11 protein-coding genes and 1 tRNA gene are annotated in these 15,596 nt (G+C 76.0%); 5 read left to right on the forward strand and 7 right to left on the reverse strand.

Annotated elements, in window-relative coordinates; all coding sequences use genetic code 11:
* Window positions 1-83 precede the first annotated feature (83 nt).
* Window positions 84-2,591 carry a GTPase-associated protein 1-related protein gene (locus AB0D01_RS01565; RefSeq protein WP_363052942.1) on the reverse strand — a complete coding sequence of 836 codons (2,508 nt, stop codon included), beginning with the start codon at window positions 2,589-2,591 and terminating at the stop codon, window positions 84-86.
* Between the two features lie 858 nt (window positions 2,592-3,449).
* Here AB0D01_RS01565 and AB0D01_RS01570 point away from each other — a divergent pair.
* Window positions 3,450-5,510: a phosphocholine-specific phospholipase C gene (locus tag AB0D01_RS01570; RefSeq protein ID WP_363052943.1), complete on the forward strand. Its 2,061-nt coding sequence runs from the start codon at window positions 3,450-3,452 to the stop codon at window positions 5,508-5,510.
* A 218-nt stretch (window positions 5,511-5,728) separates the two neighbouring features.
* Window positions 5,729-6,487: an alpha/beta hydrolase gene (locus AB0D01_RS01575; RefSeq protein ID WP_363052944.1), complete on the forward strand. Its 759-nt coding sequence runs from the start codon at window positions 5,729-5,731 to the stop codon at window positions 6,485-6,487.
* 62 nt (window positions 6,488-6,549) lie between these two features.
* Here AB0D01_RS01575 and AB0D01_RS01580 read toward each other — a convergent pair.
* Together AB0D01_RS01580 and AB0D01_RS01585 are read right to left on the reverse strand one after the other, a co-directional pair.
* Window positions 6,550-6,622 (reverse strand) — tRNA-His (locus tag AB0D01_RS01580).
* 113 nt (window positions 6,623-6,735) lie between these two features.
* Window positions 6,736-7,599, reverse strand: a complete 864-nt coding sequence (locus tag AB0D01_RS01585) for a hypothetical protein (RefSeq protein WP_363052945.1) — start codon at window positions 7,597-7,599, stop codon at window positions 6,736-6,738.
* 94 nt (window positions 7,600-7,693) lie between these two features.
* On the opposite strand from AB0D01_RS01585, the gene AB0D01_RS01590 reads away from it, so the two are divergent.
* A complete protein-coding gene (locus tag AB0D01_RS01590) occupies window positions 7,694-8,536 on the forward strand; it encodes a LysR family transcriptional regulator (protein WP_363052946.1) in 843 nt (280 codons plus the stop codon).
* Between the two features lie 28 nt (window positions 8,537-8,564).
* Here the strand turns inward: AB0D01_RS01590 and treZ are convergent, their stop codons facing one another.
* The gene (gene treZ / locus AB0D01_RS01595) at window positions 8,565-10,316 is read right to left on the reverse strand and encodes a malto-oligosyltrehalose trehalohydrolase (protein ID WP_363052947.1); all 1,752 of its coding nucleotides are present in this window, start codon (window positions 10,314-10,316) and stop codon (window positions 8,565-8,567) included.
* A gap of 110 nt (window positions 10,317-10,426) precedes the next feature.
* Here treZ and AB0D01_RS01600 point away from each other — a divergent pair, with 110 nt between their 5' ends.
* Both AB0D01_RS01600 and AB0D01_RS01605 read left to right on the forward strand, forming a co-directional pair.
* On the forward strand, window positions 10,427-10,999 hold the full coding sequence (locus AB0D01_RS01600; protein ID WP_363052948.1) for a DUF1707 and FHA domain-containing protein: 573 nt from the start codon (window positions 10,427-10,429) through the stop codon (window positions 10,997-10,999).
* A gap of 141 nt (window positions 11,000-11,140) precedes the next feature.
* Window positions 11,141-11,599 carry a GNAT family N-acetyltransferase gene (locus tag AB0D01_RS01605; RefSeq protein ID WP_363052949.1) on the forward strand — a complete coding sequence of 153 codons (459 nt, stop codon included), beginning with the start codon at window positions 11,141-11,143 and terminating at the stop codon, window positions 11,597-11,599.
* Between the two features lie 5 nt (window positions 11,600-11,604).
* On the opposite strand, the gene AB0D01_RS01610 is transcribed toward AB0D01_RS01605, so the two are convergent.
* The 3 genes from AB0D01_RS01610 to lpdA all read right to left on the reverse strand — a co-directional run bounded on the left by AB0D01_RS01610 (window position 11,605) and on the right by lpdA (window position 15,576).
* Entirely contained in the window at window positions 11,605-12,468 is an 864-nt protein-coding gene (locus AB0D01_RS01610) for an SDR family NAD(P)-dependent oxidoreductase (RefSeq protein ID WP_363052950.1), read from the reverse strand.
* Between the two features lie 164 nt (window positions 12,469-12,632).
* On the reverse strand, window positions 12,633-13,892 hold the full coding sequence (locus tag AB0D01_RS01615; RefSeq protein WP_363052951.1) for a M14 family zinc carboxypeptidase: 1,260 nt from the start codon (window positions 13,890-13,892) through the stop codon (window positions 12,633-12,635).
* A 253-nt stretch (window positions 13,893-14,145) separates the two neighbouring features.
* Window positions 14,146-15,576, reverse strand: coding sequence for a dihydrolipoyl dehydrogenase (lpdA, locus tag AB0D01_RS01620; RefSeq protein WP_363052952.1), 1,431 nt, complete (start codon window positions 15,574-15,576; stop codon window positions 14,146-14,148).
* Between the last annotated feature and the right edge of the window lie 20 nt (window positions 15,577-15,596).

Below are 15,596 nucleotides of genomic sequence, written 5' to 3' on the forward strand. Positions count from 1 at the left end.
GGGTCGGCGCGTCCGCGACCACCGTCCCGGTCGCGGAGTTCGAGGCCGGGGCCTGCCGCGACGCGTAGGCCGTCGGGCTTCCGTCATCCCTCGGGATCCCGTCGTTCCCGACCCGAGAACAGGCCGCGCAGGCGTCCGAGGCCGGGCGGGCGGTGCCAGGCACGGAACTCCTCCGCCCCGCGCGCGCCCGTCCGGGTCAACTCCGCCTCGACGGAGGCCAGTTCCCCGCGCCCCAGACTCCGCACGGCCGGCAGCAGGATCCCGTCGAGCAGCTCCGTACGGGCCTGACGCCACAGCGGGCCGCCCTGCGGATGCGCGGACCAGTCGACGAAGCGGTCCGCGACGTAGCGCGGCGACCGGCGCAGCCGCTCCGCCACCGCCTCCTCGTGGGCGGCCGTCCGGTACGCGGCCAGCAGTGCGGCGTCCTCGCACCCGGCCAGGGCCCGGGGGCCCCCGTCGTCGGGGCGGTCCGGGAGGAGCAGCGCCCGGGACAGCGCCCCGTACGCCCGGTCGCGGGCGCCCGAGTCGGGGGAGAGGGCGCCGAGCTCCAGGGTCCGGCGCACGGTGGCGGCGTCCGGCCCGACCGTGCCGGACCGCAGCTGCCCGGCCAGTTCCAGGAGCAGCAGCGACGGGCGCGCCGCCGCGGGCAGTTCCGCGCCGAAGGCCGCCAGCAGGCGCGGCGCCAGCTCCTGGGCCGCCGGGTCGGAGGCGGGGGCGCGGGCCGCCGCGAGGACGAGCGGCTCCCAGGTGCCGGCCTCCTGGTGCAGCGGGGCGCCCGTCAGGGCGAGGACCAGCCCGGCCTCGTCCGCCCGCATCGGTTCCCCGCCCCACACCAGCCGCAGGGCGGTCCGCAGCACGAGCGGTTCGGCGTACGGGGAGACCCCGGCCGCCGCGAGCAGGGAGTTCAGCGCGCCGACCCGGTCCGGCTCCCGGTCCGGGGGACGGGCGGCGGCCCGCGCGCACATCGCCAGGTGCGGCTGCGTCCCGGTGGCCCCGAGCCGGGGGCCGGACCGGGCGAACAGTCGGACCCCGGCGTCCGGGTCGCCTGCTGCGAGGGCGTCCAGCCGGTCGAGCACGAGGGTCCGCAGGACGGGCAGGGACGCCATCTCGGCCAGGGCCGCGGCGCCGCCGGGCCCCTCGGGGTCGGCCAGCAGCGCCGACGCCAGCCGCCGCGCCGTCTCGTGCGGCGCCGCCCCGGCACGCGGCGCGGCACCTCCCGGTGCCGGGGGCAGGGGCTCGGCCGGGTCCGGTGCCCGGGTCGGGACCGGGGGCGCGGCAGGCGGCGGGGCGTGGGGCGGTGCCGGGACCGGTGCCGGTGTCGCGGCAGGTGTCGGAGCCGGGTCCTGGGGCGGGTCGGGCATCGGCGCCGGGGTCGGAGCCCAGGGCGCGGCCGGTCCCGGTGCCGGGATCGGTGCCAGGTGTGCGGCCGGGGCGGGGGGTGCGGCCGGGGGCGCCGAGGGCACGGCCGGTGCCGGAGTCCGGGGCGGGGCCTGGGGGTCGGCAGAGGCCGGGGCCTGGGCCTGGGCCTGGGCAGGGATCGGGGGCGCGGCAGCTGCCGGCGCCGGTGCCGGAGTCTGGGGGGCGGCAGGCGCCGGGGCCTGGGTCGGGATCGGGGGCGCGGCCGGTGTCGGGCGCGGAGTCGGTACCGGCGGTGTGCCGGGGCGCGGGGCGAGGTCGGCGGGTATGCCGGCCTCGGCGGCGAGGGCGTCCAGGCGGGCGGCGTCGTACGGGTCCCCGGGCAGGCGGCGTATGCGCGCGAACAGTTCCGGGCGCCCCGCCCGCCAGACCCGCGCGGCCGACCGTGCCCACGGGTCCGGGGTCGCCCCGGGGTCGGGGGCGGTCCCGCGCGTGGCGTCGTGGACCCGGTAGCGGCGTTCCGCCAGGACCGCCCCGTCCGCGTCCTCCGGCAGCACCCCGACGAGCTCCTGGCGGGCGGCACCCGGGCGCCGGGTGTAGGTGGTGAAGGTGAGCCACTGGGCCCGCTCGTGCGGCAGCACGCTGCACGCGAGCATCACCCAACGGGCCACGGCCGCGCTGTCGGGCTCGACCAGCGCGATCGGCGGGGCCGCCGGATCCTGGGCGAGCCGTCGCACGTCGGCGAAGAACGCCGGCAGCCACGGCCCCCGGGCGGCGACGAACTCCGTCAGGGCGGCCCGGTCGTGCGGGCCGGGGACGGGGATCCGGGCGAGCGGCGGGGGCGGACCGTCCGGCGGGGTCCGCGCGGCCCACTGCGGGGAGTCCCAGGCCGTGATGGGCAGCGCGCCGGTCGCGGGCGCGAGGTCGGACCACGGCAGGTGCACGGCGTGCGCGTGGAAGCCCCCCGGGTCCGTGCCGTCCGTGCCGTCCGCGTAGCCTGCGCGGGCGAGCAGCCGGCTGCCGTCCGACAGCAGACTCAGGCTCAACGCCACCGGGAGCACCGCGCGTTCCCCTGCCGTCGGGCGCGCGGGGGCGCCGGCCGGCGCCTCGTAGCGGACCAGCTCCCCGGCCTCCTCCGCCACGCTCGCGGACACCCCGGAGGTGGCGGTGCTGGGCAGCCACCGCGGACCGGGGCCCTCGGGCGCGCTCGCGTAGTGCAGCTGCGGCAGGTTCACGGCCGACCCCCCGCCCGCCCCGGCCGCGTCCGTCCGGGCTTCGCCAGACCCGTGTCCGTCCGCCCCGGCGTCGCCAGTCCCGGCGTCGTCCCCGCGTACATCCGGCCCGGCTCCGTCCGCCCCGGCCGCGCCCGTTCGGGCTCAGCCAGTCCCGGCCGCGCCCGTTCCGGCTTCGTCAGACCCGTGTCCGCCCGTTCCGGCTTCGCCAGGCCCGGCGTCGTCCGGTCCGTGTTCGTCCGGCCTGTGTCCGTCCGGCCCGGCTGCGCCCGTTCGGGCTTCGCCGGACCCGTGTCCGTCCGGCCCGCGTTCGGCCCGCCCGGCTGCGTCCGAACGGGGATCGTCCGCCGGGCCGCGTCCGTCCCGCCCGGGCGCCTCCCGCCCGGGGCACACGGCGTGCCCGCGCACGCGGGCCCGGGGGTCCAGGCGGTCTGTCGCCCGGGGCGCGCTCCGCCGTACCGTTCGACCGGCGGTGCGCACGCACCGCCGAGGCCACCGCCGTTCGACGCGCCGCAGCCCGCCGTCCGGACACGCCCGGACACCTTCCCCGCCATTCGCTCCACGCCCCCCGTGCCGTGTGCACCGCAGGAGGACATTGCAGCAGATCCGCACACCGTTCGGGAGACGCACCCCCCACCCCGTGCCCGGCCCTGGGGCCTGTTGTCGAACTCCCGTCTGCCCCGCGACGCCCGGCCGCCCTGCGGGCGACGACGGGAGTGCGACGACAGGCCCCGCAGGGCTTCCGTTCGCCCGCTGTACGGCCGGACGTCGGCCACCGATCCCCGTCCGGTACCCCGGGCCCGCTGTCCTTGGGGCGCCCCTCGCCTCCCCCCCCCGTCTCATCCCCAGAGGTCGTCACCCATGACAGAGCTGAACCGTCGCAGGTTCCTGCGGATCGCCGGCGGAGCCGCCGCCTTCACGATGCTGAACGAGAACATCGCGCGGGCCGCCGCCATTCCGGCGCAGGGCGCCACCGGGACGATCCGGGACGTCGAGCACGTCGTCGTCCTCATGCAGGAGAACCGTTCCTTCGACCACTACTTCGGGACGATGAAGGGCGTACGCGGCTTCGGCGACCCCCGACCGGTCCTCCAGGACAACGGAAAGTCCGTCTTCCACCAGTCCAACGGGACGAAGGACGTACTCCCCTTCAACCCGCAGGTCGAGGACCTCGGGATGCAGTTCCTGGAGGGCCTCAACCACGACTGGGCCGGCGGCCACCAGGCCTACAACAACGGCAAGTACGACAAGTGGGTGCCCGCCAAGACGGCCACGACCATGTCGTACATGACGCGGAACGACATCCCGTTCCATTACGCCCTGGCCGACGCCTTCACCGTCTGCGACGCCTACCACTGCTCCTTCATCGGCGCCACCGACCCCAACCGCTACTACCTGTGGACGGGTTACACGGGCAACGACGGCGTCGGCGGCGGTCCGGTCCTCGGCAACCAGGAGGCCGGGTACGGCTGGAAGACCTACCCGGAGCGGCTGGAGGCGGCCGGGGTCTCCTGGAAGGTCTACCAGGACATCGGCGACGGCCTGAACGCGGCCGGCTCCTGGGGCTGGATCAACGACGCCTTCCGGGGCAACTACGGCGACAACTCGCTGCTCTACTTCAACGCGTACCGCAACGCCCAGCCCGGCAGCCCCCTGTACGAGAAGGCCCGCACCGGCACGAACGCCCAGGCGGGCGAGGGCTACTTCGACCGGCTGCGCGCGGACGTGGTGAACGGGACCCTCCCGCAGGTGTCCTGGATCGCCGCCCCCGAGGCCTTCAGCGAGCACTCGAACTGGCCGACGAACTTCGGCGCCTGGTACATCTCGCAGGTCCTGGACGCGCTGACCGCGAATCCGGCGGTGTGGGCGAAGACCGCCCTGTTCATCACCTACGACGAGAACGACGGCTTCTTCGACCACGTCGTCCCGCCCTACCCGCCCGCCTCCTCGGCCTGGGGCCTGTCCACGGCGAGCGTGACCGGCGACCTCTACGCCGGGGGCGGCGGCTACGCGGCGGGCCCCTACGGACTCGGCCCGCGCGTCCCGATGATCGTGGTCTCCCCGTGGAGCAAGGGCGGTTACGTCTGCTCCGAGACCTTCGACCACACCTCGGTGATCCGCTTCATGGAGCAGCGGTTCGGCGTGCGGGAGCCCAACATCTCGCCGTGGCGCCGCGCCGTCTGCGGCGACCTCACCTCGGCCTTCGACTTCGCCCGGGCGGACTCCGCTCCCGCCGCGCTGCCCTCGACGGCCGGGTACGTGCCGCCGGACCGCAACCGTCACCCCTCCTACCGCCCGACCCCGCCGGCGACCGGCACGCTGCCCCGCCAGGAGGCCGGCTCCAAGCCGACCCGCGCCCTCGGCTACAGCCCGTACGTGGACGGCGGGGCCACCGTCTCCACCGGCAAGTTCACCCTGACCTTCGCCTCCGGTCCCACGCTCGGCGCCCACTTCCACAGCACCTCCGGCAACCGCACGGACGGCCCCTGGCCCTACACGGTCGAGGCGGGCAAGACCCTCTCGGACACGTGGAGCACCAGCTCCTCCACCGGCAACCGCGTCGACCTCACCGTCTGGGGCCCGAACGGCTTCCTGCGCACCTGGAAGGGCCCGGCGAAGAAGGCGGGCCCCGAGGTCACGGCCCGCCACGACGCCGCCACGGGCAACCTCGCCCTCTCCCTGACCAACTCCGGTACGACCGCCGTGAACCTGACGGTGACGAACTCCTACGGCGGCGCGCCCAAGACCCTCAGGGTCGACGCGGGCGCCACGGTCGCCCACGCGGTCGACCTGAGCGCGACGGGCCGCTGGTACGACGTCACGGTCGCCTCCGACGCGGACGCCGGCTTCCTGCGCCGCTTCGCCGGACACGTGGAGACCGGCGCCCCGGGCGTCTCCGACCCGGCGATCAGGACCGTCTGAGCCGCTCCCGCGCCCGCGCGGGGCCGCCGCTCCGGGGCCACGAGGCCGCCGGTCCGTCCGGCGGTCCGTCCGGTGGTCCGTCCGGTGGTCCGTCGTCCGGCTCCGACGGTCCGTCGCCCGGCTCCGGGAGGGATGTCGGCCGGACGGTGTGATCGTAGGCCCGGCGGGCAGAACGTACGGCGTCGGTTTTCCACGTCATCGTCACCGAGGGAGAACGCATGGCCATCGCCCACCGTCGGATCGGCACCGGACCCGTCCGCGTCATCGTGCTGCACGACTGGTTCGGGACCTCCGCCAACTGGGGCTCCGTGCTGGACTACCTGGACCCCGAGGGGTTCTCGTACGCCTTCCTCGACTACCGGGGCTACGGCGACCGCCGCGACGTCGCCGGCGCCCACACCCTCGCCGAGATCGCCGACGACGTCCTCGCCCTGGCCGACCAGCTCGGCTGGGACACCTTCTCCCTGCTCGGCCACTCCATGGGCGGCAAGGCCGTCCAGCAGGTCCTCGCCCGCTCCCCGGAGCGGATCGAGAAGCTCGTCGGCCTCACCCCCGTGCCCGCCGCGCCCTACGAGATGGACGAGGCCACCCACGCGCTCTTCCACGGCGCCGCCGAGGACCCGGAGAAGCGTCGGATCATCCTCGACCTGGTCACCGGCAACCGGGCCGGCCGGTACTGGATCGACCGGATGGTGGCGCACTCCCTGGCGGTCTCCCGCCCCGAGGCCTTCGCCGCCTACCTGACCGACTGGCAGTCGCTCGACCTGACCTCGGCCGTGAAGGGCAGCACGGTCCCGGTCCTGGTCCTCGTCGGGGAGTACGACCTCGCCCTCACCGCCGAGGTGATGCGCGTCGGCTGGCAGGGCCTCTACCCGAACTGCCGCGTCCACACGATCCCCGGGGCCGGCCACTACCCTCCGCACGAGACCCCGGTCGCCTTCGTCACCGAGGTCGAGGCCTTCCTGCGCCGGCCCTGAGGTCGGAACGCGAAAAGCCCCGTGGGGTACGAGGCGAACCTCGTACCCCACGGGGTCGAAAGGGTGAGTGACGGGACTTGAACCCGCGGCCACCTGGACCACAACCAGGTGCTCTACCAGCTGAGCTACACCCACCACGACGGGCGGCGTACCGCCCGTTCGTCGTGCACGCACAGCATAGCCGATCGAAAGGGTGCTCCCGCGACGGGATATTCGCCGGTCGCTCGCCCGGTCGCCCCGCCCGTCGCTCAGCCGGCCGCCCGGCTCGCGGCCAACGTGGCGGCCAGGCGGCCCGTCAGGCCCTCGCGGCGTCGGGCGGCCCGCGCCACGGCGGCCTCGGCCAGCGCCCGGATCGCCGGATGCGGACGCGACCCGTCGCCCGCCAGCTCCGGCTGGAAGAGCGTCGCCAGGAAGAAGGGGTGCCCGGGCAGCTCCGCGATCCGCACCCGCCCCTCCTCGTCGCGGCCCGACATCCGCAGGCCGTGCGCGGTGAGCGTCGGCAGGTACCGGGGCGAGGGCCCGTAGTCGCAGTGGTAGCGCTCCACGGACCGTTCCGCGCCCAGCGCCGACTCGGCCAGCGAGCCCGGCTCGGTGCGCACCAGCCCCTCGTGCCCCACCAGCGAGCAGGCGAGCGGTGCGATCAGCGGCTCCACCGCGTCCGGCTCCTCCTCGGCGTGCGCCGCGTCCGTCAGCCCGCAGACCGTACGGGCGTACTCCAGCAGCGTGTGCTGGAAGCCGCCGCAGGTCCCGAGGAAGGGGATCCCCTCCTCGCGGGCCACGCGGATCGCGGCCAGCGCCCCGGCCGTGCTCGCGTACGGACTGCCGGGCAGCACCCACACCGCGTCGAAGAGGGCCAGGCCGCCCGAGGCGGCTTCGGTCCCCGCGTCGGCGGTGGGGATCCAGTAGGCGTCCAGGACCAGACCCTCGCGCGCCGACAGCGCCTCCAGCAGGACCGGGATCCGGGTGTGGGACTTCACGTGCGGGGAGCGGTCCCCGACGAGGGCGATCCGTGCGACGGGCCGGCCGGCCGGTCGGGCTGAGGGCCGCTCGGAGGGCCGGTCGGAGGAAGGGCGGGCGACGGGACCGGTGTGCGGCGCGCTGGTGGAGGTCATGGAGCCCATCCTGCGACCCGATCCGCGTTCAGCGCCAACGATTGTTCCTGCACCCTCGATAAGCATCACTGATGGGCCGCGTCATGCTGGACCCATGGACCCCCACCTCCTGCGCACCTTCGTCACCGTCGCCCGCCTCGCCTCCTTCTCCGCCGCCGCCCGGGAACTCGGCTACACCCAGTCCGCCGTCTCCCAGCACATCGCCGCCCTCGAAGGCGACCTGCGCACCGAGCTGCTCACCCGACGCCCCGTCGCCCCCACCCCCGCCGGCGCACGGCTCCTCGAACACGCCGGACCCCTGCTGCTGCGCCTGGACGCGGCCCGCGCCGACGTCCTGCGCCTGGCCGCCGAACCCCCCGGCCGCGTCACCCTCGCCGCGTCCCCGCTCGCCGTCGGCCCCCGCCTCCTCGCCGCCCTGCCCGCCACCGGGGTCACCCTGCGGGTCCTGCCCCCGAACGAGGTGCCGGCCGCCGTCGCCGGCGGGCACTGCGACCTCGGCCTCGTCGACGGACTCGCCGCCCCCAGCGACCCGCTGCGCCTGCCCGACGTGGCCCCGCTGACCGTGACCGGGGTCACCGAGGAGGAGCTCGCCGTGCTCCTGCCCGCCGACCACCCCTTCGCCGGCCGGACCACCGTCCGCCTCGACGACCTCGTCGACGCCCGATGGCTCGACGCCCCCGACGTCGGCCTGCCCCTCACCGCCGGACGCTCCGCCCTGCGCTACGACGGCACCGACCTGCTGGCCCTGTGCGCCCTCGCCGCCGCCGGCCACGGCATCGCCCTGCTCCCGCGCCGCGTCGCCGAGGCGGCGGGCGTCGGCGTCGCCCTGCCGCTCACCTCCACCCCGCGCCTGGTGCACCGTACGGAACTGCTCGCCCCGGGCACGCCGACCGGCGCGGCCGCCGCCCTCGCCGCACGCCTCACGGCAGGCGCGTAGGCCCCGCCGGCGCCCGGGGCACCACGCGCTACGGCCCCAGGACCACCGCCGATTCGCCCGGTACGTGGATCCGCCCGTCCGCGCCCGGATGTTCGACCGGCTCCCAGGAGGCCAGCACCCGCACCCCGTTGCGCCCCAGCGCGATGGTCACCGGCTCGGGCGACAGGTTCACCGCCACCCGGACGTCCCCGCGCCGGAAGGTCAACCAGCGCCGCTCCTCGTCGTGGGCGACCCGCACCGCCGCCAGGTCCGGATCGCGCAGGTCCGGCTGGGAGCGGCGCAGCGCCACCAGGGTCCGGTACCAGTCCGCCAGCCGGGCGTGCGGCTGCGTACCGGGCTCCGACCAGTCCAGGACGGAGCGGTCGCGGGTCGCCGGATCCTGCGGGTCGGGAACCTCCTCCGCCTTCCAGCCGTGCGCCGCGAACTCCCGTCGCCGGCCCGTGCGGACCGCCTCCGCCAGCTCCGGGTCGGGATGGTCGGTGAAGTACTGCCACGGGGTCCGCGCCCCCCACTCCTCGCCCATGAACAGCATGGGCACGAACGGCCCCGTCAGCGCCACCGTCGCCGCGCAGGCCAACAGGCCCGGGGACAGGGAGGCGGACGGCCGGTCGCCGAGGGCCCGGTTGCCGACCTGGTCGTGGGTCTGCGTGTAGCCCAGGAACCGGTGCGCGGGGGTCCGTCGGCGGTCCACGGGCCGGCCGTGCGTGCGCCCCCGGAAGGAGGACCAGCCGCCGTCGTGGAAGAAGGCCCGGGTCAGGGTCTTGGCGAGGGCGCCGAGCGGGGCGAGCGCGAAGTCCGCGTAGTACCCCTGCGATTCGCCGGTCAGCGCACAGTGCAGGGCGTGGTGGAAGTCGTCGTTCCACTGGGCGTGCACGCCCAGCCCGCCGGCCGCGCGGGCCGTGGTGAGGCGGGGGTCGCACCGGTCGGACTCGGCGATCAGGAACAACGGCCGCGCGCTCTCCACCGCCAGCTCGTCCACCGCCGCCGCCAGCTCCTCCAGGAAGGTCAGCGCCCGCCCGTCGGCCAACGCGTGCACCGCGTCCAGCCGCAGCCCGTCGATGCGGTAGTCCCGCAGCCAGGCCAGCGCGCTGCCGATCAGGTACGCGCGGACCTCGTCCGAGCCGGGCGCGTCCAGGTTCACCGCCGCGCCCCAGGGCGTGTGGTGGGTGTCGGTGAAGTACGGCCCGAAGGCGGGCAGATGGTTGCCGGAAGGTCCCAGGTGGTTGTGGACCACGTCCAGCACCACGCCCAGCCCCGCCGCGTGCGCGGCCTCCACGAACCGGGCGAGACCGGCCGGGCCCCCGTACGGTTCGTGCACCGCCCAGGGCGCCACCCCGTCGTAGCCCCAGCCGTGCCGGCCCGGGAAGGGGCACACCGGCATCAGCTCCACGTGCGTCACCCCCAGCGAGGCCAGGTGCGGCAGGCGCCCGGCCGCCGCGTCGAAGGTGCCCTCCGGGGTGAAGGTGCCGACGTGCAGCTCGTACAGCACGGCGTCCTGGAGTGGGGTGCGCGGACCCGGGGTGGCGGGGGTCAGGGCGGCGAGGTCGACCACGGCCGACAGGCCCTCGGGGCCGTCCGGCAGCCGGCGCCCGCGCGGATCGGGGCGCGCGACGGGATCGTCGCCCAGCAGGAACCCGTACCGGTCGCCGTCGCGCGCCGGGGCGTCGACGTGCCACCAGCCCCGACGGTCCGGTCCCGGGTCCGGTGTCATCTCGTAGGAGGTGTCGTTCAGTCGCATGGCGACCCGACCTGTCAGCGGTGCCCAGACCTCGAACTGCACGGACGGTCCCCTCGTCTCCGGCGGTGTCCAGCATGCGTATCGTGCCCATCATTCCGCCGACGCCGGGGGAGTTCTGGACACTCCGCACCCGACGGGCCGACAATCACCCTGTGACGTCGAGTTTCGAGTTCCCCGCACACCCCGCCCCGCGGGTCTCCGACGACGAGCGCGACCGGGCGCTGGGGCAGCTCAGGGAGGGTGCCGCCCTGGGCAGGCTCTCGCACGACACCTTCCTGCGCCGCATGGAACTCGCTCTCGTGGCCCGCCGCTCCGAGGACCTCGCCGTGCTGCTCGCCGACCTGCGCACGCGCGAGGGCCCCGCGGGCGCCGAAGGGCCGTGGAGCCGTCGGCTGTTCGGCTGGGTGGGTCGCGCCTCCGCCGTGTCCGCCGGGGTCCGCCGCGCCTGGCACGTGGAGCGCCTGCCCAAGCTGCTGCTGCCGCACCCCGCGACGGGTCCGCTGCGCATCGGCCGGGACCCGGGCAACGGCCTGCGGCTCAGCCACGAGACGGTCTCGCGGGCCCACGCGGAGCTGGGCCTGCGCGACGGCGCGTGGATCCTGACGGACCTGGGCTCCACCAACGGCACCACCGTCAACGGCCGTCGGGTGACCGGGTCGGCCGTCGTCCGTGACGGCGACCAGATCGGCTTCGGCCACATGAACTTCCGGCTCAGCGCGCACTGAGCCGGCGCGGGGCGGCGTCCCGTTCCGTCGGAAGGCGCGCGGCCGGCGCGCGGCGCGTGCGTGCGGGGCGACCGTGCGGCGCGAGCGCGCGTCGGGGCCCCCGACGGCGGCGCGCGGGAGGCCGGGCCCCAGGATGGGCCCATGACCCACGCACCCGTCGTCCGCCCCGCCCGCCCCGAGGACCTGCCCCGTCTGGTCGAGCTCGTCCACGAGCACATCGCCTTCGAGCGGGCCGCGCCCCGCCCCGACGGCCTCGCCGACCGGCTCGCCCCGCTGCTGTTCGCCGATTCGCCCCGGCTGTGGGTGCTGCTGGCCGAGGGCCCCCGGGGCGCGGTGGTCGGATACGCGGCCTGCTCCGAGGAGTTCTCCTTCTGGGACGCCGCCCCCTACCTGCACATGGACTGCCTCTACCTCGCGGAGGAGGCCCGGGGCCACGGCCTCGGCGCGGCCCTGACGGCGGGCGTCGCGGACCTCGCCCGGGAGCGCGGCCTGGCCCGCGTCGAATGGCAGACGCCCGACTGGAACGAAGGGGCGATCGCCTTCTACGACCGGCTCGGCGCGGACTCCCGGCCCAAGCGGCGCTACTCCTGGCCGGTGTAGCCGGCTCACGCCCCGGCGGCCGGCGCGGGGATCGCGTGCTCCGCCGCGCGGCTGACCTCCTCCCAGGCCGCCCACGTCTCCATGCGGCGGCGCGACACGTCGAAGGCGACGTCGTAGACCATGCTCCCCAGCAGCAGGCGGCTCGGCGGCTCCTCGCTGTCGACGAGGGTCAGCAACGCGCGGGCGGCGAGGCTCGGGTCGCTGTCGACGGAGCCCTCGGCGTACTGGCGGGCCAGCTCCTCGCGGAGCGGTCCGTAGGCGTCCAGGGGGGTCGTGTTGCTCATCGCGGTGTAGAGGCCGGTCCAGTAGCCGCCGGGCTGGACGATGCTCACCTTCACGCCGAAGGCGGCCGCCTCCATGGCGAGGGACTCGCTCATGCCCTCCAGGGCGAACTTGCTCGCGCTGTAGAGGCCGGTGCCGGCGAAGCCCGCGAGCGCGCCGATGCTGGAGATCTGCACGACGTGCCCGGAGCCCTGCGCCCGCAGGGTCGGCATCACGGCCTGGCTCACCCACAGGGCGCCGAAGAAGTTGAGGTCGAACTGGGCGCGGGCCTCGGCCTCGGTGAACTCCTCGACCATGCCCATCGCCAGCGCGCCCGCGTTGTTGACGACGACGTCGAGCCGCCCGAAGTGGTCGACGGCCCGGGCGACCGCCGCGAAGACCGCCTCCCGGTCGGTGACGTCGAGCCCGAGGGGCAGGACCCGCCCCGGGTGGGCGGCGGCCAGCTCCTCCAAGGGGGCGAGGGTGCGCGCCGCGACGGCCACCCGGTCGCCCGCCGCGAGCGCGGCCTCGGCGAAGGCCCGGCCGAGACCCCGGCCGGCACCGGTGATGAACCAGACGCGGTCGGTGGGTGTGGCTGAGGTGCGCATGCGGGCTCCCGTTCGGTAGGGCGAGACGTGTCGTCTCGCTCATGTCCCCAGTGTGGATCATGTGGCGGGACATGTCAAGACGAGACGTCTCGTCTCGTTAAGCGTTCTCCCGGACCCCGAACGCCGCCCGGCGCCTCCCGGGCGGCGTTCGCCTCGACGGCGGTTCATTCGAGCGGTCGGTCGCGGTCGTTCAACCGCCCGTACGCCGCCAGCACCGTCCGCGACTGGTGCTCGACCTGCGTGGCCACCGGGACCCACCGGGCCTGGAAGCGGTCCGCGAACTCCTCGCACCACCCCGTCACGAGCCGGTCCAACCCGGGCGCCGCCGGATGCCCCTCCGCCCGCAGCACCCGCAGCAGCATCGCGGCCGCGCGCAGCGACAGCCGCCGCCCGAAGGCGTCGATGCTGCCGATGGACGCCGCCGTGGCCTCCGTCGGCGCCCCGGCGCCCGTCCACTGCGCGGCCACCGCCGGGATCAGCCCCAGGGTCCAGTCCACGGCGCGCAGCAACGCGACCCCCGGCCCGGCCCCCCGGGCGCCGCCCCGCAGGCGCGCCACCCGCGCGGACTCCTCGACGAGCCGCTCCGCGAGCATCCTGAGCGCGCCCCGGGGGTCGGGGTGCGGAGCGGGGTCGTCCACCCGGTCGGAGGCCCACATGGGCACCTCGACGATCGCGGTGGTGCCCTGGTGCCGGTGGGCGCGGTACCAGGTGCTGAGCCGGACGTCCTCCGGGTGGAAGGCCCCGGACGGGTGGTCCCGCTCCGGCATGACGTAGATCCCGGGCCCGGGGGAGGCCCAGCCGGCGGCGTCCGAGGCCCCGGTCTCCACCGGGATCCGCAGCTCGGCGGCGGAGGCCCCGAAGGGCTCGGCGAGGCCCGGTATGTCCCGGGTCAGCTGCACCCAGGACCCGCCGAGGTCCGTCCCGTGCAGGGAGACCTGGAGGACGGGCCGCAGTTCGTCGATGAGCGCGCCCAGCGCGAGCGTCTCGGGCGGGAGCCGGTCCGGGGTCAGTAACGACGGCGCCCACTCCGGCTGTTCGGGACCGGGCGGCCGGAAGAAGTTGCGGTGGTAGTCGGCCAGCGAGCGCGGGCGCGGGGTGCGGTGGAGGTCGGCCCCGTCGGGGTCGGCGCAGAGCAGGAAGTGCCACCCGGCGTCGCTCCCGCCCGCCCGGATCACCCGCCGGGCGAGGTCCAGGGCGGTCGCCCCGCCGACGGGCTCGTTGGCGTGGGCCCCGGCGACCACGAGCACCTCGCGCGGCCGGACGCCGCGCCGCCGGGCGACGCTGAGCAGCCACAGCGGTCGCCCCGCCCGGGAGGCCCCGGCCTGACGGAGCCGTACGAGCCCGGGATGCTCGTCCGCCAGGGCGTGTGCGGCCAGGGCGAGTTCGCGGGGGCTGGGGTAGCGCATGTCACGGAGGAGGGTCACACCCCATGCCATGCCCGCCCGACCGGCGGACTACCGCGCGCGGGGGCGCCGATCGCCGTCCGGCGCGGCCCGGGCCGTGCCTTTCGGATCGGGTCGGGCCCGCGACGTCCGCCGCCACGGGGTCTCCCCGGGCCCGCGCGGCCGAGGGGAGGCCTCGCGACGTTCCCGTCGGACGCGCCGCGGCCCGATCCGATCCGGCCCGCTCCGGCCCGATCCGACCTGAACCGATCCGACCCGACTCGAAAGGCGCGACCTACCGTTGGTGCAGTCCCCGGCCCGCCAGGCTCAGGAAGGCCTCTCCGACCGCCTCCGAGAGGGTCGGGTGGGCGTGGACGTGGCGGGCCACGTCCGAGGGCTCCGCGTCCCAGCCCACGATCAGCTGGCTCTCCGCGATCATCTCCGACACGTGCGGCCCCACCAGGTGCACCCCGAGGACCCGGCCGCCGCGTTCCGCGACCACCTTCACCGTGCCGCCCTGCCCGTGCACCATCCCCTTCGCCACCGCCGTCAGCGGCATCGTGTTCACCACCACGTCGTACGACGCCTCCCGGGCCCGCGCCTCCGTCAGCCCCACCGACGCCGTCTGCGGCGCCGAGTACGTCACCCGGGGCACCGCCGCGTAGTCCACCGGGGCGCTCGCCACCCCGGCCAGGGTCTCCGCCACCAGCAGCCCCTCCGCGAACGAGGCGTGCGCCAGCCCGAGGGAGGGCGGCGGCAGCAGGTCGCCGACCACGTGGACACCGGCCGTCGCCGTCTCCAACCGGGACCAGTCCGCCGGTGCGACGAAACCCCGCGCGTCGGTGGCCAGTCCGGCCGCCGCCAGGTCCAGGCCGTCGGTCACCGGAACCCGGCCGACCGCGACCAGCAGCCGTTCGGCGGTGACCTCCCGCACCTCCCCGCGCTCCGTGCGCACGCTCGCCCGTACGCCGCCGGCCGCGAGCCGCTCGACGCCCTCCACGCGCGCCCCGGTCCGTATGTCGATCCCCCGCTTGCGAAGCCCCCGCGCCAGGTGCCGCGAGACGTCCGCGTCCTCCAGCGGGACCAGCCGCTCCGCCGCCTCCACCAGCGTGACCGCGGCCCCCATCGAGCGGTGGAACGAGGCGTACTCCACCCCGATCGCCCCACCGCCCAGCACCAGGACCGAGGCCGGCAGTCCCGGGGCGAAGAGGGCGTCGTCGCTGGTCACGACCGTGTGCCCGTCGGGCTCCAGGCCGGGCGGGGTGCGCGGGCGCGAACCGGTGGCGAGGACGATCCCCCGGCCGGCGGTGAAGGAACGGCCGTCCTCGGTGCGGATCGAGCGCGGGCCGGTCAGCCGGGCCCCGGAGCGCACCACGAACACCCCGGCGTGTTCCAGGTGGCCCTCGACCCCCTTGTGGTTGCGCGAGACGATGTCGTCGCGGGTGGCCGTCAGCGCGGCCCAGTCCACCGACTCGACGCTCGCCCGCACCCCCCACCGCTCGCGGGCCTCGGTCACCGCGTCGACGAGTTCCGCCGCGTGCAGCATCGCCTTGCTGGGGATGCACCCCCGGTGCAGGCAGGTGCCGCCGACCTTGTCGCGTTCGGCGAGCAGGACGGTCAGGCCCAGGGCGGCGGCGCGCAGGGCGGTGCTGTAGCCGCCGGTGCCGCCGCCGATCACGATGACGTCGAAAGTGGTCGGATCGCCGCTGTTCTCGGTGGAGTTCATGGCTCAAGCCTGCGGCGGTC

This window comes from Streptomyces sp. NPDC048606 (genome assembly GCF_040650855.1).
GTDB lineage: Bacteria > Actinomycetota > Actinomycetes > Streptomycetales > Streptomycetaceae > Streptomyces.